Source organism: Microbacterium ulmi, from assembly GCF_011759705.1.
In the GTDB taxonomy this organism is placed as follows: Bacteria; Actinomycetota; Actinomycetes; order Actinomycetales; family Microbacteriaceae; genus Microbacterium; species Microbacterium ulmi.
The window spans coordinates 1965168-1986458 of the sequence record NZ_JAAOZF010000001.1 but is presented as its reverse complement, the minus strand read 5'-3'; the positions used below and the strand labels follow the sequence as shown (position 1 = coordinate 1986458).

18 protein-coding genes are annotated in these 21291 nt (G+C 73.1%); 6 read left to right on the top strand and 12 right to left on the bottom strand.

The genetic code is table 11. From position 1 onward, the window contains the following. Nucleotides 1-6 precede the first annotated feature (6 nt). The 4 genes from FHS08_RS09375 (at nt 7) to FHS08_RS09360 (ending at nt 6610) form a co-directional block, all read left to right on the top strand. Nucleotides 7-4755, top strand: coding sequence for an Lhr family ATP-dependent helicase (locus FHS08_RS09375; protein ID WP_167038322.1), 4749 nt, complete (start codon nt 7-9; stop codon nt 4753-4755). A 160-nt stretch (nt 4756-4915) separates the two neighbouring features. After that, complete coding sequence (locus FHS08_RS09370) at nt 4916-5689, top strand: DNA-formamidopyrimidine glycosylase family protein (protein ID WP_167038320.1); 774 nt, start codon at nt 4916-4918, stop codon at nt 5687-5689. Between the two features lie 101 nt (nt 5690-5790). Continuing rightward, nucleotides 5791-6060, top strand: a complete 270-nt coding sequence (locus tag FHS08_RS09365; RefSeq protein WP_167038318.1) for a helix-turn-helix domain-containing protein — start codon at nt 5791-5793, stop codon at nt 6058-6060. Nucleotides 6061-6202: 142 nt separating this feature from the next. Beyond that, a complete protein-coding gene (locus tag FHS08_RS09360) occupies nt 6203-6610 on the top strand; it encodes a transferase (protein ID WP_167038316.1) in 408 nt (135 codons plus the stop codon). Nucleotides 6611-6698: 88 nt separating this feature from the next. Here the strand turns inward: FHS08_RS09360 and FHS08_RS09355 are convergent, their stop codons facing one another. Then, complete coding sequence (locus tag FHS08_RS09355) at nt 6699-7097, bottom strand: DUF1304 domain-containing protein (protein ID WP_170283267.1); 399 nt, start codon at nt 7095-7097, stop codon at nt 6699-6701. A 34-nt stretch (nt 7098-7131) separates the two neighbouring features. Between FHS08_RS09355 and FHS08_RS09350 the strand changes: the two genes are divergently transcribed. Next, nucleotides 7132-7866, top strand: a complete 735-nt coding sequence (locus FHS08_RS09350; RefSeq protein ID WP_167038314.1) for a LysR substrate-binding domain-containing protein — start codon at nt 7132-7134, stop codon at nt 7864-7866. Between the two features lie 394 nt (nt 7867-8260). Here the strand turns inward: FHS08_RS09350 and FHS08_RS09345 are convergent, their stop codons facing one another. The 5 genes from FHS08_RS09345 to FHS08_RS09320 form a co-directional block, all read right to left on the bottom strand. After that, nucleotides 8261-10726, bottom strand: coding sequence for a CHAT domain-containing protein (locus tag FHS08_RS09345; RefSeq protein ID WP_167038312.1), 2466 nt, complete (start codon nt 10724-10726; stop codon nt 8261-8263). 18 nt (nt 10727-10744) lie between these two features. Continuing rightward, nucleotides 10745-12361 (bottom strand): S8/S53 family peptidase, encoded by a 1617-nt coding sequence (locus FHS08_RS09340; protein WP_243847270.1) that lies wholly within the window; start codon nt 12359-12361, stop codon nt 10745-10747. Between the two features lie 18 nt (nt 12362-12379). Further along, nucleotides 12380-12853 (bottom strand): hypothetical protein, encoded by a 474-nt coding sequence (locus FHS08_RS09330; RefSeq protein WP_167038306.1) that lies wholly within the window; start codon nt 12851-12853, stop codon nt 12380-12382. Continuing rightward, on the bottom strand, nt 12850-13536 hold the full coding sequence (locus FHS08_RS09325) for an RNA polymerase sigma factor (protein ID WP_167038304.1): 687 nt from the start codon (nt 13534-13536) through the stop codon (nt 12850-12852). The genes FHS08_RS09330 and FHS08_RS09325 overlap by 4 nt, the downstream gene beginning before the upstream one ends. 93 nt (nt 13537-13629) lie before the next feature. Continuing rightward, entirely contained in the window at nt 13630-13881 is a 252-nt protein-coding gene (locus tag FHS08_RS09320) for a hypothetical protein (protein ID WP_167038302.1), read from the bottom strand. A 45-nt stretch (nt 13882-13926) separates the two neighbouring features. Between FHS08_RS09320 and FHS08_RS09315 the strand changes: the two genes are divergently transcribed. Continuing rightward, a complete protein-coding gene (locus FHS08_RS09315; protein WP_167038300.1) occupies nt 13927-14670 on the top strand; it encodes a glutamine amidotransferase-related protein in 744 nt (247 codons plus the stop codon). 88 nt (nt 14671-14758) lie between these two features. Here the strand turns inward: FHS08_RS09315 and FHS08_RS09310 are convergent, their stop codons facing one another. The 6 genes from FHS08_RS09310 to xylA all read right to left on the bottom strand — a co-directional run bounded on the left by FHS08_RS09310 (nt 14759) and on the right by xylA (nt 21271). After that, on the bottom strand, nt 14759-15247 hold the full coding sequence (locus FHS08_RS09310) for a glutaminase (protein WP_167038298.1): 489 nt from the start codon (nt 15245-15247) through the stop codon (nt 14759-14761). Next, nucleotides 15244-16437: a cation:proton antiporter gene (locus FHS08_RS09305; protein WP_167038296.1), complete on the bottom strand. Its 1194-nt coding sequence runs from the start codon at nt 16435-16437 to the stop codon at nt 15244-15246. The genes FHS08_RS09310 and FHS08_RS09305 overlap by 4 nt, the downstream gene beginning before the upstream one ends. A 55-nt stretch (nt 16438-16492) precedes the next feature. Then, the gene (locus FHS08_RS09300; protein WP_341800375.1) at nt 16493-17692 is read right to left on the bottom strand and encodes an alpha/beta fold hydrolase; all 1200 of its coding nucleotides are present in this window, start codon (nt 17690-17692) and stop codon (nt 16493-16495) included. Next, nucleotides 17689-18567, bottom strand: coding sequence for a transposase (locus tag FHS08_RS09295; protein ID WP_167038294.1), 879 nt, complete (start codon nt 18565-18567; stop codon nt 17689-17691). Before FHS08_RS09295 ends, FHS08_RS09300 begins: the two co-directional genes overlap by 4 nt. 88 nt (nt 18568-18655) lie before the next feature. Beyond that, nucleotides 18656-19960 carry a xylulokinase gene (locus FHS08_RS09290; RefSeq protein WP_170283250.1) on the bottom strand — a complete coding sequence of 435 codons (1305 nt, stop codon included), beginning with the start codon at nt 19958-19960 and terminating at the stop codon, nt 18656-18658. 120 nt (nt 19961-20080) lie between these two features. Next, nucleotides 20081-21271, bottom strand: coding sequence for a xylose isomerase (xylA, locus tag FHS08_RS09285; protein ID WP_167038292.1), 1191 nt, complete (start codon nt 21269-21271; stop codon nt 20081-20083). Nucleotides 21272-21291: the final 20 nt, after the last annotated feature.

Genomic DNA, 21291 nt, shown 5'->3' with positions numbered 1-21291 from the left:
GGGGGGATGAGCGATGTGCTCGAACGGTTCGGCCCTGCGACGCAGGACTGGTTCCGCGGCGCGTTCGCCAAGCCGACGACGGCGCAGACCGGCGCGTGGGAGGCGATCTCGGCGGGCAGGCACGCGCTCGTCGTCGCGCCCACAGGGTCGGGCAAGACGCTCTCCGCCTTCCTGTGGGCGATCGACCGGGTGTTCCACGAGAAGGATGCCGCGGCCGCGGCCGCTCCTGCGCGCGGGCGGCGGGGCGCGGCATCCGTTCCCCAGCCTCCCGCGACCCGCATCCTGTACATCTCCCCGCTCAAGGCGCTCGGCGTCGACGTCGAGCGCAACCTGCGGTCGCCGCTCGTCGGAATCGGGCAGTCGGCGCGACGGCTGGGGATCGCGGTCCCCGACGTCACGGTTGGCGTGCGCTCCGGCGACACGACCTCGAGCGACCGCCGCAAGCTCGTGACGGCGCCGCCCGACATTCTCATCACGACGCCCGAGTCGCTGTACCTCATGCTCACGAGCGCCGCGGGCGAGACGCTGCAGGGCGTCGACACCGTCATCGTCGACGAGGTGCACGCCGTCGCCGCGACCAAACGAGGGGCGCACCTGGCGGTGAGTCTCGAGCGGCTCGACGCGCTGCGGCAGTCCTTCGACGCGGCTGCCGCCCCGGCGCAGCGCATCGGCCTGTCGGCCACGGTGCGGCCGATCGACGAGGTCGCGCGGTTCCTCGGCGGCTCCGCTCCCGTCGAGATCGTCGCGCCGCGCGCGACCAAGACGTTCGACCTCACGGTCGTCGTACCCGTCGACGACATGCTCAATCCGCCGCCTCCGCCGGGCGCGCCCGAACCCGCGGGCGTGCCGGAACCGGCGGCGGTTCCGGATGCCGCGGCCGAGCCCGCAACGGCGGGCGAGGTCATCGACGAGGACTGGTTCGGCGACGGCGGCGCCCGACCCGGCGCTCGCCCCGAGTCGACGGAGATGACGGGCTCTCTCTGGCCGCACGTCGAAGAGGCGATCGTCGACCGCATCCTGCAGCACAGCTCGACGATCGTGTTCTCCAACTCGCGCAGGCTCGCCGAGCGCCTGACGGCGCGACTCAACGAGATCTACAGCGAGCGGCTCGGTCTCGATCTTCCCGAGGCGACCGTTCCGGCGGCGATGATGGCGGGGGCGACGGCCGGAGCCGAGCCCGTGCTCGCGAAGGCGCATCACGGCTCGGTCTCGAAGGAGCAGCGGGCACAGGTCGAGGAGGAGCTCAAGAGCGGCATCCTGCGCTGCGTCGTCGCGACGTCGAGCCTCGAACTCGGCATCGACATGGGGGCTGTCGACCTCGTCATCCAGGTGGAGGCGCCGCCATCGGCCGCCTCGGGGCTGCAGCGCATCGGCCGGGCGGGGCACCAGGTGGGCGAGGTGAGCCGTGCCGCGCTCTTCCCGAAGCACCGCGGCGACGTGCTGCACACGGCGATCGTGACCGAGCGCATGCTCGCGGGCCAGATCGAGGCGATCGCGGTGCCTCAGAACCCGCTCGACATCCTCGCGCAGCAGACCGTCGCGGCCTGCGCCCTCGGGCCGATCGACGTCGAGGGCTGGTTCGAGACGGTCAAGCGCTCCGCCCCGTTCCGATCGCTGCCGCGGTCGGCGTACGAGGCGACGCTCGATCTGCTCGCGGGGCGGTTCCCGTCCGACGAGTTCGCCGAGCTGCGCCCGCGGCTCATCTGGAACCGCGACCTCGGCACGCTGCAGGGGCGGCCCGGCGCACAGCGCATCGCCGTCACGAGCGGCGGCACGATCCCCGACCGCGGTCTGTTCGGCGTCTTCATCGCGGGCGAGTCGCAGAACGCGCGGGTCGGCGAGCTCGACGAGGAGATGGTCTACGAGTCGCGCGTCGGCGACGTGTTCACGCTCGGCACGACGAGCTGGCGGATCGTGGAGATCACGCACGACCGCGTCAACGTGCTGCCCGCCTTCGGGCAGCCGGGCAAGGTCCCGTTCTGGCACGGCGACGGCCTCGGCCGGCCTGCCGAGCTCGGCGAGGCCCTCGGGAGGTTCTCCCGTGAGGTGTCGACGGCGACTCCCGAGAGGGCGGAGGCGCGGCTCACGGATGCCGGGCTCGACGAGTACGCCCGCATCAACCTCCTCGCGTATCTCGCCGAGCAGCGCGAGGCGACGGGAACCCTGCCCACCGACAAGACGCTCACGGTCGAGCGGGGCCGCGACGAGGTGGGCGACTGGCGCGTCATCCTCCATTCCCCGTACGGCATGAAGGTCCACGCGCCGTGGGCGCTGGCCGTCAACGCACGCATCCGCGAGCGTCTCGGCGTCGACGGATCGGCGGTCGCGAGCGACGACGGGATCATCGCGCGGGTCCCGGATGCCACGGCCGACCCGCCGGGGGCCGAACTGTTCGTCTTCGACCCCGACGAGCTCGACCAGCTCGTGACCGACGAGGTCGGCGGATCCGCCCTGTTCGCCTCGCGGTTCCGCGAGTGCGCCGCGCGGGCCCTTCTCATGCCCCGCCTCAACCCCGGGCGCCGCAGTCCCCTGTGGCAGCAGCGGCAGCGATCCGCGCAGCTGCTCGAGGTGGCGCGGCGGTATCCGACGTTCCCGATCATCCTCGAGACGCTGCGCGAAGTGCTCCAGGACGTGTACGACGTCCCGGCGCTCCTGCGCATCGCGCGCGCGATAGGCGAGCGCCGCATCCGGCTCGTCGAGACCGAACCCTCGCAGCCGTCGCCGTTCGCGCGCGACCTGCTGTTCGGATACGTCGGCGCGTTCATGTACGAGGGCGACTCGCCGCTCGCCGAGCGCCGGGCCGCGGCCCTGTCGGTCGACCCCGCGCTCCTGTCCGAGCTGCTCGGCAAGGTCGAGATGCGGGAGCTGCTCGACCCGCTCGTCCTGGCGCAGTTCGAGCGCGAGGTCCAGCGCCTCGATCCCGAGCGCAGGGCGCGGGGCGTCGAGGGGGTCGCGGATCTGCTGCGGCTGCTGGGCCCGCTCGACGTCGGAGAGGTCGCGGAACGGCTCGAGTCCGAGTCCGAGTCCGAGGCGTCCGCTCATCTCGCGGCTCTCGTCGATGCGCGACGCGCCATCCCCGTCACGATCGCGGGCGTCGCCCGCTTCGCGGCGATCGAAGATGCGGGACGCCTGCGAGACGCACTCGGCGCGGCACTTCCCGTCGGCATCCCGACGGCGTTCCTCGAGCCCGTCGCCGACCCGCTCGGCGATCTCGTCGCCCGTCATGCGCGCACGCACGGGCCGTTCGCGGCGGATGCCGTCGCCCGGCGTCTCGGCGTCGGCGTCGCCGTCGCGCGGCTGACGCTGCAGCGGCTCGAGTCGCAGGGACGCGTCTCGAGCGGCTTCTTCCTGCCCGACTCGGCTTCGGGCCCCGATGACTCGGAGTGGTGCGACACGGAGGTCCTTCGCCGGCTGCGGATGCGCAGCCTCGCCGCGATCCGCGGCAGCGTGGAGCCCGTCCCGCAGCAGGCGTTCGCGCGGTTCCTGCCCGTGTGGCAGCACATCGAGCGGCCCCTCGACGGCGTCGACGGCGTGGCCTCCGTGGTCGAGCAGCTCGCGGGCGTGCCCATTCCCGCGAGCGCCTGGGAGTCGCTCATCCTGCCGAGTCGCGTCTCGGACTACGCCCCCGCGATGCTCGACGAGCTCACCGCGACGGGCGAGATCCTCTGGTCGGGCCACGGCTCGCTCCCGGGGCGCGACGGCTGGATCGCCCTGCATCCGGCCGACGCCGCGCCTCTGACGCTCGCGCCGCCCGAGGACGAGGTCGCGCCGGGCTCCCTCGAAGCGCAGCTGGTCGCGGCGCTCGGCGCGGGCGGCGCGTTCTTCGCGGCGCAGCTGCGGCTGGCGACGGGCGCCGAGAACGAGCAGTCGGTCGTCGAGGCGCTGTGGAGCCTGACGTGGGCGGGCCGGGTGACGAACGACACGTTCGCACCGGTGCGCACGCTCCTCGGCGGCGGATCGCAGGCTCATCGCACAGCGCGCAAGGCGCCGCGCGCACGGCTCTACCGGGGAGCGGCCGTGCGGACGGTCGCGGCATCCGTCCCTCCGCGCCCGCCTGCGATCGGCGGGCGGTGGTCGCTGCTGCCCGCTCCCGAGCCCGACGCGACGCTGCGGGCGACCGCCGCCGCGAGTCTCCTGCTCGACCGGTATGGGGTCGTGACGCGCGGATCGGTGCAGTCCGAGGGGCTCCCCGGCGGTTTCGCGCAGGCGTACCGGGTCCTGTCGGGGTTCGAAGAGGCGGGGCACTGCCGCCGAGGGTATGTCGTCGAGAAGCTGGGCGGCGCGCAGTTCGCGGCATCCCCCACCGTCGACAGGCTGCGCGAGTTCGTGGGCCTCACGGATCCGCCGCCCCTGAAGGCCGTGACGCTCGCCGCGACCGATCCCGCCAACCCGTACGGCGCCGCGCTCGCCTGGCCCGCGCTGGAGGGGGTGACCCATCGCCCCGGCCGCAAGGCGGGCGGTCTCGTGGTGCTCGTCGACGGCGCGCTCGCGCTGTATCTCGAGCGGGGCGGCAAGTCGGCGCTCGCGTTCACGGGCGACGAGGCGCAGCTCGCCGCTGCGGCCCGCAGCCTCGCCGACACGGCGCGCGCGAGGCGGCTCGACACGCTCACGATCGAGCAGGTGAACGGAGCCTTCGTCTACGGCACGGGCGTCGGCCGCTCGCTGCGGGATGCTGGATTCGTCGAGTCTCCGCGGGGTCTGACGCTGCGCAAGGTCACGGCGGGCGATGCGTTGCGCGAGGGTGCGCGTCGATGACGTCGTCGAACCGGAGCGGCAGGTGCCGGTCTTGAGCGCGGCGGCCTAGGTGGCCGCACAGAGGGATGCGCCGACGATGCATCGCACGCGCCGCCCTCGCGCGAGCCGTCGATCACGGCAGAAGGCCTATCGTGATGCACGGCGAGAGGAGCTGATCGGGATGCCTGAGGGCGACACCGTCCATCGCACGGCAGGCCGCCTCGATGCTGCCCTTGCGGGCAAGACCGTGACGAGGTTCGACCTCCGCGTCCCGCGGCTCTCGACGATCGACCTCCGCGGTGAGACGGTGCACGGCGTCGTCGCGCGCGGCAAGCACCTGCTCCACCGCATCGGCGACCGCACCCTGCACTCGCACCTCAAGATGGAGGGCGAGTGGCACGTCTACGCGCCGGGCGAGCGCTGGCGCAAGCCCGTCTTCAAGGCCCGCGCGATCGTCGGGGTGCCGGATGCCGAGACCGTCGGCTTCGACCTCGCCGAGCTCGAGGTCGTCGCGACGCGTGACGAGACGGCGCTCGTGGGATACCTCGGCCCGGATCCGCTCTCCGCCGACTGGGATGCGGCGGAGGCCGCGCGGCGCCTCGGCCTCGATCCGCGGCCGGTTCACGTCGCCCTGCAGGATCAGCGCAACGTCGCCGGCTTCGGCAACGAGTACGCCAACGAGATCCTGTTCGTGCGCGGCATCCTGCCGACGACTCCGGCAGACGAGACGGATGCCGCGGCCCTCGTCGACCTTGGCGCGCGCATGATCCGCGCCAACCGCGACCGCATCGACCGCACCTTCACGGGAGACACCCGCCCCGGCCGCACGACGTGGGTCTATCGCCGCGAGGGGCGCCCGTGCCGGCGTTGCGGCACGCTCATCCTCGGCGGGTCGCTCGGCGCCGATCCGACGAAGGAGCGGATCGTGTTCTGGTGCCCCGCCTGCCAGCGGTGACGGCTGCGCCACGACCGCCCGGTCGATCTGCGCCGGTTCGGTACTTGTACCCGGTCGCCCGCGCCCTGGCACGGTCGACCGGGAGCCGTGACCCTTGATGAGTGCCCCGAGTCCCCTCCGCCGCTGCCGCTCACATCGGCGAGCGGATCGCCGAGGCACGGAAACGCTACACGCTGACCCACGACGCGCTCGCGGCGCGCACCGGCATCGACTCGTCGAACATCCGCAGCTACGAGAGCGGCCGAGCGATGCTGAGCATCCACACGCTCATCCGCATCGCCGACGCCCTCGACACGAGCCCGGGCTACTTCCTCGAGGGGCTCACGCCCGACCAGTTCGACACGACCGATCGCCGCCGCAAGGCCGGCTGACCACGCGCCCAAACCCGGGGTCTCTCCCCTCGCTCGCACGACGGCCGAGAGAGGTGCCGCGGGATCCGTGCACGGGAATGAATCGACCCCCTCCGTGGTTGTTTCCTTACCGGCCCCCATGGGGCCGCAGGAGGCGAACACTTTGGGCAAGAACTACGTCGACATCGAGAACGACCGGGGCGAGACGCTGCGCTATCGCAAGCACGTCAACGGACGCGGCCTCGTCGCGCACGGGGCCAAGGTCCACCCGAGCGCCGTCGTCGAGGCGGGCGCGTATGTCGAGCCGGGCGTGCAGATCGCCGCGGGCGCGCACGTCGGCCGCGGCGTATGGGTCGAGACGGATGCCGTGATCGGCCCGGATGCCGACATCCAGGCGCACGCGCACATCGGCGTGCGAGCCGCGATCGGCGCAGGCGCCAAGATCGGCGTGCGCACGCAGGTCGGGCGCGAGGCGCGCGTGGCGGTCGGGTCGCTCATCGGCGACGACGAGACGATCGGCGACGGCGAGCAGGTCGCGACCGACCGTCGCGGGCTCAGGCTCGCGGCATAGGTCCCGCCGCCCCGCTCATGGGCTCGCAACAGAGCCTGCGGCTCGGGCTCGGGCTCGCAGCACCGTCGCGCGCGCCAGGCGCCCCTCGCTAGGCGAACAGGAAGAGCACGAACCCCACGAGCGGGAGCGCGCCCTGAGTGAGCGCGGCGCGCAGGTACTTCGATCCGCTCGAGAGCAGCACGAGGGATGCCGCGACCATCGACCCGAGGCAGAAGAGCACGAGCGTCCGCCCCGCGACATCCGCCACGGTCGCTGCATCGCCCGCCCAGAACAGCACGATGCCGAGCGTCGCGCCCACCGCGAGGAAGAGGTTGTAGAAGCCCTGGTTGTACGCCATCGGCTTCGTCGTGTCGGCGGCGGCCTGGTCCTCGACGCCGAACCGCTTCCAGATCCGCGGCTGGGTCCACTGCACGCTCTCCATCACGAAGATGTAGACGTGCAGCAATGCCGCCAATGCCCCGAAGACCGTCGCGATGATCGCCACCATGAGCGAACCCTAGCGCCCCCGATAGCCTGAATGCATGGCGAAGGGCGGCGGGTCGCGGGCGCGCACGGGCGGACGGGGGCGGGATGCCGCGAAACGGCCCGCAACCGGCAAGCCCGCGAAACGGCGCGCATCCGGGAACACGCCGAAGGCTGCGCCCGTCGCCGAGCCGTCTCAGCCGGGCCCGTTCCGGCTCGGCGCCATCCCGGGGGCGACGCCGGGCAAGTGGATCGACGTGTGGCGCGAGCGGATGCCGCGCACCGCTCTCGAGCTCGTCCCGCTCGAGGTGGCCCGTCAGCGCGAAGCCCTCCTCGACGGCTCGGTCGACGCGGCCCTCGTGCGGCTTCCCCTCGACACGACCGGCCTGCATGTCATCCCGCTGTACGACGAAGCGCCCGTCGTGGTCGTGCCGGCCGACTCGCACCTGACGGCCGCCGACGAGCTCGACCCGGCCGATCTCGAGGGCGAAGTGCTCGTCACGCCCGCCGACGACGTGCTCGGCATCCTGATCCCCGGCACCGTCGCACCCTCCTTCGAGGCTCCCACGACGACGGGCGATGCCATCGCGACGGTCGCGGCGGGCGTCGGCGTCGTCGTCGTGCCCATGTCGCTCGCGCGGCTGCATCACCGCAAGGATGCCGAGTACCGTCCGCTGCGCGCGGCCGCCCCGTCGACCGTCGCGCTCGCGTGGCCCGCCCACGGCACGACGGCCTCGGTGGAGGCGTTCGTCGGGATCGTCCGCGGTCGCACGGCGAACTCCTCGCGGCGCTGAGCGGCCGGACCTCAGCGGCCCGGCCGGAGCGGCACAGCAGGGCACGGCACACCGGCACAGCGCAGCGGCACAGCGCAGCGGCACAGCGAAGCCCGACCCGGCCCGGCACAACGCACGGCTCCGCACGGCCCTCGTCGCTCCGCACGGCCCTCGTCGCACCGCAGCGGTCACGGCATCCGCACGCACGCCGTGGCCGGAGGAGGCCGCCTGACCCGAGCAGCGCGGCCATCCTCCGGCTCGACGACGTCCGCCGTTCCCGCGTTTCCCCAGAGTCGCGTGGTGGGAACGGCCTCCGACGGGAAGCGGATCGGGCCCCCACGCCCTCGCCGCTCCGACGTCGTCACAGTGTCAGAGCAGGATGGGGCGACCCTGATACATCGGCGGCGGGAAATTCTCAGAATCCGGATCCGTGCGCCTGGAACGGCGCGACGACTCCCGTGCGCTCCGCCGCGGCGGCGAGCGCGTCGGCGGGGGTGTCTCCTCGCGCCAGGCCCTCATGCGTGGCCGCGAGCAGCTCGCAGGCGTCGTCGTCGGCGACGACGACGGGCGATGCGATGACGCACCGCGAGCCGGCGTGCAGCCAGATGCGCGTCATCCCGATCGCCTCCTCGCCCCAGCGCACCGACGACCGCCCGACTTCGCATGCCGACAGCACGACCGTCTGCGGCACCTCCGGCATGAGGTCGATGTCATAGCCGAACAGGGTGCCGTCGGCGAGCTCGAGACCCGAGAAGAGCGGATTCTCGACCGTGTGCCGTCCGTGCGCCGCGATGTGGAGAGTGCCGACGCCGGATGCGAGCCGGGTCGTCGCATCGATCGTCGCGCGCTCGCCCGAGAGCACGTGTGCCTCCGCCCAGGCCGACGATGCGCGGGCGACCTCCTCGCCCGCGCGCGGAACCCGCGGTCCGACGACGAACCCGGTGCCGGGCATGGTCGCGTGCGATCGATCCGTCACCCACTCCGTCGCCGACGTCGCGATCGTGAACGCGCGGCCCACCATGGCGGGGAACATCGCCCAGGGGATGCCGCCCAGGATGCCGGGCACCGTCAGCACGACGCGCCGGTCTCCGATGCGGCCGAGCACGGGCCCGAGAAGCACCGATGAGAGGGTTGCGAGCGACTCGTCGAGCGTGCGCTGGATGACGCTCGCGAGGGGCCCCGAGCGGACGGATGCCGCGACGTCGAGGTCTGCACGCAGCCGCGCGAGCGCGGGCCGGACCTGCGCCCACCCGCCGAGGCGCACGACGTGCGCCGCTCCGTCGACGACGACGACCGCCGTGAAGTCCGTCCCGTCGAAGATGTAGGTCACGAAGGCGGTGCCCGAGGGCAGCTCGTCGCGCAGCGCCTCGAGCGAGATGCGCTCCCGGGTGCCGGCCGCGCGCGTCGCCGCCCACTGGCGCCGCCGCACCCGCTCGCTGAGCTCGGCGGCGCGCGGCTGCGAGAGCCAGTCGGCGCCGCTCTCGGAGCGCAGCTGTCGCAGCGCTGCGAGGTCGGCCGCGAGGCGGGCATCGGGAGGGGGTCGCAGCGGGACCACCTGCTGGCTCAAGTGGCGTGCGCGCTCCGACCACTCGAAGACGACATCGGCGCGTCCCGATCGTGCAGCCGACTGCAGCCCCGCGAAGATGAGCCCCTTGCCGTGGACGATGAGCGCCGTAGCGAGGTCGAGGCTGCCGAACGCCGCCTGCCAGCCCGCGAGCTCATCCAGCCCCGCCGCCGCGTGGCGCCGCGTCCCGCTGCCGTCGCCCTGTGCGGCCGCGCGCGCCGCCCGCACCTCGTGGGCGAGCAGCCGCACCTGGATGGGCGCGTCCCGCGACACGCGGATGCGCCGCGGCGCCGGCCCGGACCGTCCGCGATGACTCGCGAGCCACAGCTCCTGCGAGAGGCGCAGGGCCGACGCCTCCGCGCGCAGGTGCCGCGCCTCGAGCGCGGAGACGACCTCGTCGACCTCGCCGGCGTCGGGCGCCGAGCGGGCGGAGCGGGGTGCGTCCGCGGTGACCGCGAGCAGCGCACGCAGCCGGAGGCCGTCGGCGCGCAGCGCCCATCCGTCACTGCCGATCGCACGGAATCTCCGCGCCGCGACCGCCGCGACCTTCGCCGCCTCCTCGGGATCGTGCGTGAGCAGCGATCGCGCGAGCTGGAACTCGGCCTCGCCGCGCGCCTGGCGCATGCGATGTGCAGCGAAGACCTGGGTGACGCGGGTGAGGCTCTGCTCGGCGTTCTTCGCGAGCCCCGCGTCGCGGAAGACCTCGGCACGGTCGCGCTCGCAGATCGCGGCGTTGACGGCGGAGGCCGACGCGAGGACGTCGCGCGCCTCGCCCATCGTCTCGAGAGCGGCGACGAGGTCTCCCTCGAGCAGGGCCACGTAGCCCGCGTTGTGGACCGCCATGGCTCGTTCGACGGCGTTCCCCGTCGCCGCGTAGTCCGGCACGGCGCGCTCCAGATCCGCGCGCGCCTCGGGCAGGCGGCCCGCCTGCGCGTGCGCGACGCTGCGGTTGAGCAGCATCGGCGCGCGATGCTCGACCTCGTCGCCGATCCCTGCGATGCCCTTGTCGAGCCACGCCATGGCCTGATCGAGGTCGCCCTGCTCGAGCGCCAGGAGCCCCAGCTGACCCTGCAGCATCGCCGCTGTGGTCGGCGACAGGCCCGGCAGCGCGAGTGCCGCCCGGCACATCCGCTCCGCCGCCGCGGGGTCGCCCTGACGGATCGTGACGGCCGCGAGCGACCCCGCGATGCGTGCGCGGAGATCGCCGTCGTCCGTGGCCGCCGCGGCGCGCGCGAGCATCCGGCGCGCGGAGGCATTGCGACCTGCGTTGAGGTCGGCGCGCGCACGACGGTACAGCTCCCGCGCGGAAAGCGTCACTTCACCAGGATGCCGCCTTTACGCGGTGCCGTGGAGCCCCGACTCGTCCTCCGCGATGAAATCGTCGACGACCTGGGCCACGGCATCCTCCAGCGTGCTCTTCTCGGCGATGGCCGCCCCCGCCGGCGTCCGCCCTGTCGCGATCATCTGCGCGATGCCGCCTGCGACGAGCGGCGCCGCGAACGAGGTTCCGCTCCAGACCGCGAAGCCGCTGCCGAAGTCGTCGACGTCGAACGTCTCACGCCGCTTGCCATACTCGTCTGCGCGGAGATCGGCCTGGATGCCGCCGGCCTCCCATCGGGGGATCGCGGAGACGATCGCGACGCCCTTCGCATAGACGTCGACCCAGTCGCCGACGTTCGAGAAGAGGGCCGTCGAACGTCCCGAAGGGTTGAGCGCGCCCACCACGACGTGAGGGGCGAGCCCGTCGGCCTTCTCCTGTTCGGGCGTGAGTCCGTACTCGTTGCCGTCCCAGGCGTGCAGAGATGCCGGCGACGACGGCCGATCCGTCGCGTCGTTGCCCGCCGAGCACACGATCGTCGTCCGGCCCGCGCGCAGCCGCTTCAGCAGCGCATACAGCTCGGAGTCGATCGTCGACGAGTCGGACGACTCGTGGTAGAAGCTGAACGACAGGTTCAGGACGTGGATCGGATGCTTCGCCTCGACGAGGGCGACGAGCCGCCCGAGGGCGCCGAGCAGATCGCTCTCGAGGATGATCCCGGCGCTGTTGGACACCCGCACGGGAAGGATCCTCGCGGACGGGCACGCCTGCCGGACGATGCCCGCGATGAAGGTGCCGTGACCCGACGCGATGTCGATGACGCCGTCGAGCGGGTCGCCCTGCGACGGATGGACCTCGGGATCCGTGTCGGGATCGCCGACGCCGAGGATCCCGCCGTAGTCGGGGTCGTCCTCCGCGATGACGACGTCGGCGCCGAGCCAGGCGTGGGCGCCGCATCCGGTGTCGAGGATCGCGACGACCGGGCGCTCGGCGCCTGCACCCTCCCCGGCATCGGGCGCCGGTCCGGCGTACAGGACGGGCTGACGCCCGCCGAAGCCCGGATACGCGTAGCCGGCCATGCCGCCGCCGTTGCCGGTGAACGGGTTTCCCGTGAACGGATTGCCTGTGAACGGGTTGCCCGTGAAGGGGTTCCCGGTGAACGGATTGCCCGTGAAGGGGTTCACTCCGAGGGTGTCGACCGAGAGGACGTGATTGAGGCTGACTCCCGGCACTCCCTGGCGTCGGGCCTCCACGAGCAGGCGCCACGCGTCGGGGCGCTGCACGGGCTTGGCGGGGTTCGTCCGTGGAGCGACCGAGATCCGCGCTCGGATGCTCTCCGCGATCCCCTCGGCGCGGCGGCGATCCCGGTCGAGCGGCTTCTCCAGCTCTTCGCCCGTGACCGTCCAGCCGAGGCGTCGGGCGATGTCCTTGAGTCGCGTGATCCTCGCATCGAGATCCCGGTCGCCCTCGACCGGCGCGACGAGCAGAACGTCCGGCTCGTACACGGTGGGATACACGGGCGGCGCGCCCGGCGCGGCGAGAGCCGGGTCGAGCGCCGCGACCTGCACGCGGTCGGCGGCGCGACGGCGCCACCCGCGCGACGGCGGGGGCGTGCTCCGGGAGTTGATGGACATCGGGTCTCCGTCTTCCGATCACACTTCGAACTGGGGCGTCTGGAAGTCGCGCAGATCGCCGTCCGCATCGCGGACGACGAGGCGCACCCGCGACATCCCGGGGGGCACGTCGTCGAACGCGAACCGCCCGTGCTCGCCCGCGCCGACCGACCACTCGCGGTCGCCCTGGGCGAGCCGGATCGCGAGGGCCTCGGAGTCGACCCAGCCGTCGACGCGGCGCGAACCGCTCTCGGTCATCGTGACGTGGAGCAGCACCGTGACGTCGCCGTCGGTGAACTGCAGCGTCGCCGTGTCGCTCTCGCCGCGCACGGCCGCGAGTCCCGCCGTCTCGACGAGCGTCAGCAGCGCGTACTCGCGAGAGAGGTCTTCCACCGCGACGGCTGCGACCATCCGGTCGACCAGGCCCGCGGGCACGGGATCGATCCTCTCCCACAGTGCCCGCATCCGTGCGAAAAGGGCCGCGTCTGCGGCCGCGTGGTCTGCGCTGTTCATGCGCTCCTCCCCTGTCCTTCTGCCTCGAGCAGTTCCCGGAGCTTGCCGAGGCACCGCTGGCGAGTCGGTCCGATCGATCCGATCGGCATCTTCAGCTCCTCCGCCAGGTGCGCGTAGTCGGGGCGCTCGTCGAAGGCGATGACCCGCAGGAGGCGCTGGCAGCGCTCGGCGAGCCGGCCGACGGCATCCCACAGCCGGCGCGACTCGTCGCTGAGGGCAGCCGTGTGCTCGGCGGAGGGCGTCGCCGGCAGGCGCAGCTCGAGGTCGACGGTGTCGGTCGCGTCCGCTCTCCTGTGCTGTCTCGACACACGCCACGCCTCTCGGCGCGCCGTGATCGTGAGCCACCCCGACACGGCCCGCGGATCGTGGATCGTGTCGTGCTTGTGCACGAGGGTCAGCCAGGTCGTCTGAACGACGTCTTCTGCGAGCGCGCTGTCGAGCCCGTACGCGCGCACGATGTGCCACAGGACGGGCGACATGAGTCGCACGAGGTCGTCCATCGCGCGCGCTTCGCCGTTGAGCCACCGCACGAAGAAGGCGCCGGCGCGCTCCCAGCGCGCGATGTCGTGCTCGGTGTCATGCTCGGTGCCGCGCTCGATGTCGTGCTCGGTGCCGCTCTCCGCGGTGCCGAGCACGTCGTCGTCGCCCCCGTCGTGGGGCTGCGGACGTTCGACTGCGCCCATGCCGACCATTCTGTCCACACCGGGAAGGAGCGCGATAGGGCGCGTGTGATACGTCGCCCGCGAGAAATCCTCCGGATGACGTGCGGGATGCCGTCAGGCGCGCGTCCGGACGGCGCGCTCGATCGTGACATCCGCGAGCAGATCGGCGTGGGTCGCTCGTGCGCGCTCGAGCACGCGGCGCGCCTCGGGCTGGCGGGTGCACGTCCCGGGGACGACCCTCGCGCGCACGCCGCCGTCGTCGGCGCGGTCGGCGTCGAGGCCCCAGCCGTAGACGTCGGCGGCCTCGCGCAGCGCTGCGACGGCCTCGTCGGGCCGTGCACGAGCCGGAACCAGCAGGACGTCCACGGCTCCATTCTCGCCCGGATTCGCGGCCACGCCTAGACTCCCTTCATGACCGCGCTGCCGCTGCTGTACGTCTGCGTCCGGCCGCAGCAGGGCGCCGCCGAAGCGGAGTTCGAGTCCTTCCGCACGGCGCTGCGACTCGAGTCGGAGCACGTCGCGAAGCACGATCTCGTCCGCGATCCCCTGCCTCGCGACTTCGCGGAGCGGTTCGGCGGCTTCCTCGTCGGCGGCAGCCCGTTCAACGTGACCGATCCCGAGTCGACGAAGACCGACGTGCAGCGCCGCCTCGAGTCCGACCTGGAGCGGATCGCGGCGGCCGCGGCCGACTCCCTGACGGCGGCCGTCTTCACGTGCTACGGCATCGGCGTCGTGACCCGCATGCTCGGCGGAGAGGTGAGCCGCGCGTATCCCGAGGACACGGGACCGGTCATGGTGCGCCTCACGAAGGACGGCCAGTCGGACCCGATCCTGGGCGGCCTCGCCCGGAGCTTCACGGCGCTGACGGCCCACAAGGAGGGGACGTCCGCGCTTCCGGAGGGCGCGACGCTCCTCGCGACGAACGAGGCGTGCCCCGTTCAGGCGTACCGCGTCGGCGACCGGCTGTACGCGACGCAGTTCCACCCGGAGCCCACGACGCGCGCCTTCACGCAGCGCATGGCGGTGTACCGCGACGACGGCTACTTCGCGGCGAACGACTACGACGCCATCGCCGGTCGCGTGCTCGCGGCATCCGTCACGGAGCCGGTGAGGATGCTGCGCGCCTTCGCCCGCGCGTTCGGGCCGGCCGTCTGACCCGCGCCGCACCCGACGCAGGCGCACGCGACGGCGACGCGTGCCCCGTGTCTGAGACCGGGATGCTCGGCGCCGACTCCGGCCGGCGTCAGCCCGCTCCCGCGGGAGGGTGCCGCAGCAGCTCGACCCGTTCGTCGAGATAGCGGTCGAGCGGCACGCGCCCGCCTCCCGGGCTCCAGCGGATGCTCGGCGTCCCCGCGAGCAGCGAGAGGGGCCCGGATGCCTCGTCCCGATCGACCGCGTCCGGATCGAGCACCGTCCACCCGATGTGCACGGTCGTCCCCTCGGGAAAGCCGCCGCGGCGCGCCGCCGCCGCGAGCTCCGCCCTCGCGCGCTGCGACTCCGCCGCGAACCCGCGCCGGACCTCCTCCCGCGCGCGGACGATCTCGCCCGTCGCGAGGAGGCGGTCGGCCGTCAGCAGCAGCGCACCCAGGTGCCAGGCCTCGCCGCGCGGCACGATCCGTGCGGCCCGCGGCATCCCGAGCACGCGTCGAGGCACGACGAGCTCGCCCAGCGCCTCGGTCGGCGCGCCCGCGAGCCGCTCGCGCGCCGCCGCGAGCAGGTCGGCGACGCTCACTCGGCCCCCGCCGCGGCCTCGCCCCCGCCGGCGTCCTGCTCCGCGGGCCGTGCGCGCACCGCTGTCGCAAGCAGCGGGAACAGGAGCACCGAGAGCATGCCGACGCCCACGAGCACGGCCGCCTCGGGACTGCCGATGATGTCGTGATCGACACCGATCGCCGTCACCGCGACGATGATCGGCAGACCCGTCGCGCCGAACAGCGCGACCGAGATCCGCTCCCTCGCGCCCGCCCCCGCAGGAGCGGCGAGCATCGAGGGAAGCCCTCGGATGACGAACAGCGCGACGAGCCCGACCGGGAGCAGCAGGAGCAGACGCGGGTCGGCCAGGAGCGATGCGAGGTCGAACGTGACGCCCGTGTAGATGAAGAACACCGGCACGACGAAGCCGAACGCGACGGCCTCGACCTTGCTCTCGACGGCCTCGCGGTCCGCCTCGGCGGCATCCCGCATCACGAGCCGCCACACGATGCCCGCGGTGAACGCGCCGAGGAGCATGTCGAGGTCCAGGACGATGCTCACGGCGACGAGCGCCGCGAGGATGAGGAAGACGACGCGGATCGCGAACTGCCCCGACGTGTGCAGCGTCGTGTTGACGACCCGGTGCAGCGCTCCGCGCGGCGCCTGGAACGCCCACCAGACCGAGAGCGCCGCGAGAGCGCCGAAGGCGAGGAGCACGAGCGTCGCGGGGCCGGGCTGGCGTCCGCCGAGGAAGATCGAGATCGCGATGAGCGGTCCGAACTCGCCCACCGCCCCGATCGCGCCGATCGAACGGCCGAACGGCGTGCGCAGCTCTCCCGCATCGCGCAGGACGGGAAGGATCGTGCCGAGCGCCGTCGAGCTGAGCGCGACCCCGACGATGACGGCGGCTTCGCCCGGGGCGAGGATCCAGCCCGCCGCGATGCCTGCGACGAGGCTCACGAGCCAGCCTCCGACGGCGTTGCGGCCTGTGCGGTCCCGGAACGCCGCGAACTCGATCTCGTTGCCGGCGACGAAGAAGAGCATCGCCAGGCCGAACTCCGACAGCGTGTCGACGAACGCGGACGTCCCCGCCCAGCCCAGCACGGCGGGCCCGATCACGATGCCGAGCACGAGCTCGAACACGACGATCGGCACGCGCACCCACCGCCCGAGCCCGCGCGAGAGCAGCGGTGCGAGCACTGCCAGCACCGGGATCAGGAAAAGGGTCATGTCCAGACGCCCCACGGCATCAGGCTAGCGACCGCGCATCTCCGCGTGTGCGTGCTCAGCGAGCGACGACGCCGTCGAGCCAGCGCAGCATCCCGGGCAGCGAGAAGTACGCGACGGTGCCGTGGTTCGCGAACGGGATCTCGTGGTACGTGACGTCCATGCCGAGGGATGCCTCGTGCCCCGCGAACCCGGTCGTGTCGTCGGCGTCCACGAGCTCGTCGGCGAGCCCCTGCGCGATGAACAGCGGAGCGTCGAAGGGCGTCGATCCCGCCGAGTTCCGCTCGAGCAGGCTCTTCCACGGCTCCGTCGTCGTGGGGTCGACCCTCGTGAAGTCTCCGACGAGCGGTTCGCCGATGCGGTGCAGCTCGGGGATGTTCGTGAGCAGGCACAGCCGGTTCATCGTCGGCACGATCTCGAGCGCCTGCGGCGTGAGGACGTCCGCGAGGACGACACCAGGGACCGTGTCGCGGTAGACCTCCGCGAAGGCCGTGAAGGCGTACGAGCCGATCGTGACGCCCTGGATGTCGTCGAGGTGAGCGCTCAGGAGCGCTGTGAGGTCAGCGGCGGGAGCCGCGACGGCGACGGCGAGGATGTCGAGCTCGGGCGCGTACTGCGCCGCGCGCTCCGCCGCGAACAGCGCCGCCTGGCCGCCTTGCGAGTGCCCCCACAGGACGACACGATCGCTCGCGCGGGCTTCGGGGATCGCCTGCGCCGCCCGCACGGCGTCGAGCACGCCGTTGCCCTCCGTCGCGCCGACGAGGTAGGAGTCGGGCCCGTCGGTGCCCATGCCGGCGTAGTCCGTCGCGACGACGGCGAAGCCCCGGTCGAGGAGGAACCGCAGTCCCTCGATGCCGATGAACGGGTCGAAGCCGTACGACGGCGCGCAGTCCGGTGCGGCTCCCGTCGTCGGGTGCGCCCACGAGACGACCGTGCGGCCCCCCGCCGGTGCGACCCCGAGCGGCACGACGAGGATGCCGGTCACGACGACGGGTTCGCCGTTCGCATCGGTCGAGCGGTACATGAGCCGCCATGCGCGGGCCGCGAACGGCGCTCCGAGGAGCTCGTCGGCCTTCACGAGAGTGCCAGGGTCGCCGTCGGCGGCCCCATCCGGCTGCGCATAGAACGCGGGGATGCCGGGCCGCTCGAGCGCGTCGCCCACGATCCGCACCGTCTCGACGCCGACGACGGCGCCGACGAGGGCGAGCAGCGCCGCGAAGAACGCGAACGCCCAGCGCGGGCTCGTCACGTGCTTCACGACCCGGCGCCGCGGTCGAGCGCCGTCCGGGCCGCGTCCGCCTTCCTCTCGGCCTCGCGGGCGACGGATGCCGCCTCCCGTCGCTCGTCGTCGAGCTGCGCGACCGCGGCGCGGGCCGCGGCGTCGTCGCTCTCGAGCCGCGCGAGGTCTGCGCGCAGGGCCCCGATGCGCTCCGCGAGCAGGTCGGCACGCTCCCGCGCACGGACCAGCCGGTCGTCCAGGCGCGAGAGCTCGCGCCCCGCCTCGGCCGCCGCACGGTCGGCCTCGCGCGCCGCGCGCTCCGCCTCGCGGCGCGCGCGCCGCTCCACGAGGTCGTCGCGCGGCGCGACGACCGGCGTCGTGCCGCCCGGGAGGCTCCCCGCGACGGCGCCTGCGAGGTCCACGGGGTCGACGCCGTCGGCCGCGAGGCCGCGGACGAGGCGCCCCGACATGACGGCGGCAGCGGCATCGGCATCCCGCACCGCCGCGTCGATCGTGCGCTCCACGTCGTCGCGCGCCGCCGTGCTCACGGCGACGCCGCGATCTCGCGCGAGGGTCGCCGCCTGCCCCGCGAGGGCCCCGACGAGGGCGCGGCGCTGGCGGCCGAGCTTCGCGAGCTCGGCGGCGTCGAGGTCGTCCTGCGCGTCGCGCAGGGCGGCCGACAGCTCGAGCGCCTCGCCGAGCCGCCCCTCCCGCACGAGGAGCGTCACGGCCCACGCCGCGACGGACGGCTTGGGGAGCCTCTTCACCGCCGCCGCCAGCGCGCGCTCGGGCTCGGCGGCCGCACGGGCGTTGCGGGCGGCCGTGAACTCGGCGGGCGGCAGCGCGCACAGCTCGGTCGCGATCTCGTCGAGCCGCTCGGATCGCGAGGCGTCGGCATCCGGTTCTGAGGCCATCGGCCCCATCCTGTCAGCCGCGTCCGCCGCCGGGAACGGCGTCGCCCGCCCCGCGGCGAGCGGGACGGGCGAGGCGAGGGGATCCGTGCTATGCGGCCAGGACGTCCGCGGCCTGTCGTGCGGCGCCGAGCGCGACGTACTCGCCGGGCTCGGGAACCTCGACGGGGATGCCGAGCACGAGCGGGGCGATCGCCCGCACGGCCTCGGACTGCGCGCCGCCTCCCACGAGGAGCGCGCGCTCGAGGGGCACGCCGAGGCCGCGCAGGGCCTCGAGGCCCGCGCCGAGGCCCGACAGCATGCCCTCGACCGCCGCGCGGGCCAGGTTCTCGCGCGTCGTCGAGGTCAGCGTCATGCCCGTCAGCGACGCCGTCGCGTCGGGGAGGTTCGGCGTGCGCTCGCCCTCGAAGTACGGGATGAGCGTGAGGCCGCCGGCCCCCGGCTCGGCCGACAGCGCAAGGCGGCTGAGCTCGGCGTGGTCGACGCCGAGCAGTCGCCCGATCGCGTCGAGGACGCGGGCGGCGTTGAGCGTCGCGACGAGCGGCAGGAAGTGCCCGCCCGCGTCGGCGAAGCCCGCGACGGTCCCGGTCGGGTCGATCGTGCGCTCCTCGCTCACGGCGAAGACTGTGCCCGATGTGCCGATCGAGACGACGACGTCGCCCGGACCCGCTCCGAGTCCGTACGCGGCGCCGGCGTTGTCTCCCGCTCCGGGCGCGACGCGGCGGCCGGACTCGTCCTCCACCCATTCGTACGGGCCGAGCACGCGCGGGAGGATCGCGTCGTGGCCCAGGGCCGCGGCCAGCAGGTCGCGGTCGTAGCCGCCCGTCGCGGGGTTCCAGTAGCCCGTGCCCGAGGCGTCCGAGCGGTCCGTCACGAGCTCTTCGAGAACGGGACCGCGCGCCGACTCCTCCGCGGGGCCGAAGCCGCGAAGGCGCCACGTCAGCCAGTCATGGGGAAGCGCGACGGCTGCGACGCGCGCCGCGTTCTCGGGCTCGTGGTCACGCAGCCACCGGAGCTTCGTGATCGTGAAGGACGCGACAGGCACGAGGCCAGAGCGCTGCGCGAGCTGGTCGGCGCCGAACTCGGCGATCAGGTCGGCCGCCGCCCCCGCGGAGCGGTTGTCGTTCCACAGCAGAGCGGGACGGATGACGCGTCCCTCCGCGTCGAGAGCGACCATGCCGTGCTGCTGACCGCCGACCGACCACGCGGCGACGTCGTCGAGTCCGCCCGCCGCCGCGATGGCGTCCTGCAGGGCGCTCCACCATGCGGCCGGGTCGACCTCGGTGCCGTCGGGGTGCGTGCCGCGGCCCTGACGGACGACGGCGCCGGTCGCGGCATCCGTGATCACGACCTTGCACGACTGCGTCGACGAGTCGACTCCCATGACGAGGGTCATGTCATTCCTCTCTCATACGCACCGAACCGCGAGAGAGCACGTGGCGGACGAGGGCTCGGGGAGAACCCGCACCCTCGTCCACCCGCTGTTCTCTCGCGGCCTGGAGGCGGCTGCGGCGGGTCAGCCGCGGGCGCCGAGCAGGTGCTCGGTCGCGAGCTGCTGCAGGCGGACGAAGCCGAAGCCCTTGCCGCCGAAGTACACGCCGGGGTCGAAGTCCTCGAACGCCGAGCGGTCGGCGACGAGGTCGGCGACGGTCTCGCCGTCGTTCAGCGTCGGCTGCGTGAGCTCGTTGACCTTCGAGGCCTCGAGCGCGGCCTGCACCTCGGGGTCGGCGCGGAAGGCAGCGGCGCGCTCCTTGAGGAGGAGGTAGGTCTGGATGTTGGCCTTGGCCGAGTCCCAGACGCCGTTCTCGTCCTCGGTGCGGCTCGGCTTGTAGTCGAAGTGACGCGGGCCGTCGTACGAGGGGCCGCCGTTCACGCCGCCGTTCTCGAGCAGGTCGACGAGGGCGAACGCGTTGTGCAGGTCGCCGTGGCCGAACACGAGGTCCTGGTCGTACTTGATGCCGCGCTGGCCGTTGAGGTCGATGTGGAAGAGCTTGCCGTGCCACAGGGCCTGGGCGATGCCGCTGGCGAAGTTCAGCCCGGCCATCTGCTCGTGGCCGACCTCGGGGTTCAGGCCCACGAGCTCGGGGTGCTCGAGCTCGTTGATGAAGGCGAGCGCGTGACCCACGGTCGGGAGCAGGATGTCGCCGCGGGGCTCGTTCGGCTTGGGCTCGATCGCGAAGCGGATGTCGTAGCCCTTGTCGAGGACGTACTGGCCGAGGAAGTCGAAGGCCTCCTTGTAGCGGTCGAGCGCGACGCGGATGTCCTTCGCCGAGTCGTACTCGGCGCCTTCGCGGCCGCCCCACGCGACATAAGTCTTGGCGCCGAGCTCGGCCGCGAGGTCGAGGTTGCGCAGGAGCTTGCGGAGGGCGAAGCGGCGCACCTGACGGTCGTTGCTCGTGAGGCCGCCGTCCTTGAAGACGGGAGCGCTGAACAGGTTCGTCGTCGCCATCGGGACGATGAGGCCCGTGTCGGCGAGCGCGCCCTTGAGGCGGTCGATCTGCGTCTGGCGCTCGGCGTCGGTCGAGCCGAACGCGAACAGGTCGTCGTCGTGGAACGTGAGTCCGTAGGCGCCGATCTCGGCGAGCTTCTCGACGGCGTGCACGACGTCGAGGGGCTTGCGGGTCGGGCCGCCGAAGGGGTCGGTGCCGTTGTAGCCGACGGTCCAGAGACCGAAGGAGAACTTGTCGGCGGGAGTGGGGGTGGGCATGACGCTCCTTTGCGCGAGAG

Bases quoted from the DNA above. Each gene is read 5' to 3' on its own strand.
- FHS08_RS09375 (WP_167038322.1), top strand. From the start codon at position 7: ATGAGCGATGTGCTCGAACGGTTCGGCCCTGCGACGCAGGACTGGTTC.
- FHS08_RS09370 (WP_167038320.1), top strand. From the start codon at position 4,916: ATGCCTGAGGGCGACACCGTCCATCGCACGGCAGGCCGCCTCGATGCT.
- FHS08_RS09355 (WP_170283267.1), bottom strand. From the start codon at position 7,097: ATGGTGGCGATCATCGCGACGGTCTTCGGGGCATTGGCGGCATTGCTG.
- FHS08_RS09350 (WP_167038314.1), top strand. From the start codon at position 7,132: ATGGCGAAGGGCGGCGGGTCGCGGGCGCGCACGGGCGGACGGGGGCGG.
- FHS08_RS09340 (WP_243847270.1), bottom strand. From the start codon at position 12,361: ATGTCCATCAACTCCCGGAGCACGCCCCCGCCGTCGCGCGGGTGGCGC.
- FHS08_RS09330 (WP_167038306.1), bottom strand. From the start codon at position 12,853: ATGAACAGCGCAGACCACGCGGCCGCAGACGCGGCCCTTTTCGCACGG.
- FHS08_RS09325 (WP_167038304.1), bottom strand. From the start codon at position 13,536: ATGGGCGCAGTCGAACGTCCGCAGCCCCACGACGGGGGCGACGACGAC.
- FHS08_RS09315 (WP_167038300.1), top strand. From the start codon at position 13,927: ATGACCGCGCTGCCGCTGCTGTACGTCTGCGTCCGGCCGCAGCAGGGC.
- FHS08_RS09305 (WP_167038296.1), bottom strand. From the start codon at position 16,437: ATGACCCTTTTCCTGATCCCGGTGCTGGCAGTGCTCGCACCGCTGCTC.
- FHS08_RS09295 (WP_167038294.1), bottom strand. From the start codon at position 18,567: ATGGCCTCAGAACCGGATGCCGACGCCTCGCGATCCGAGCGGCTCGAC.
- FHS08_RS09290 (WP_170283250.1), bottom strand. From the start codon at position 19,960: ATGACCCTCGTCATGGGAGTCGACTCGTCGACGCAGTCGTGCAAGGTC.
- xylA (WP_167038292.1), bottom strand. From the start codon at position 21,271: ATGCCCACCCCCACTCCCGCCGACAAGTTCTCCTTCGGTCTCTGGACC.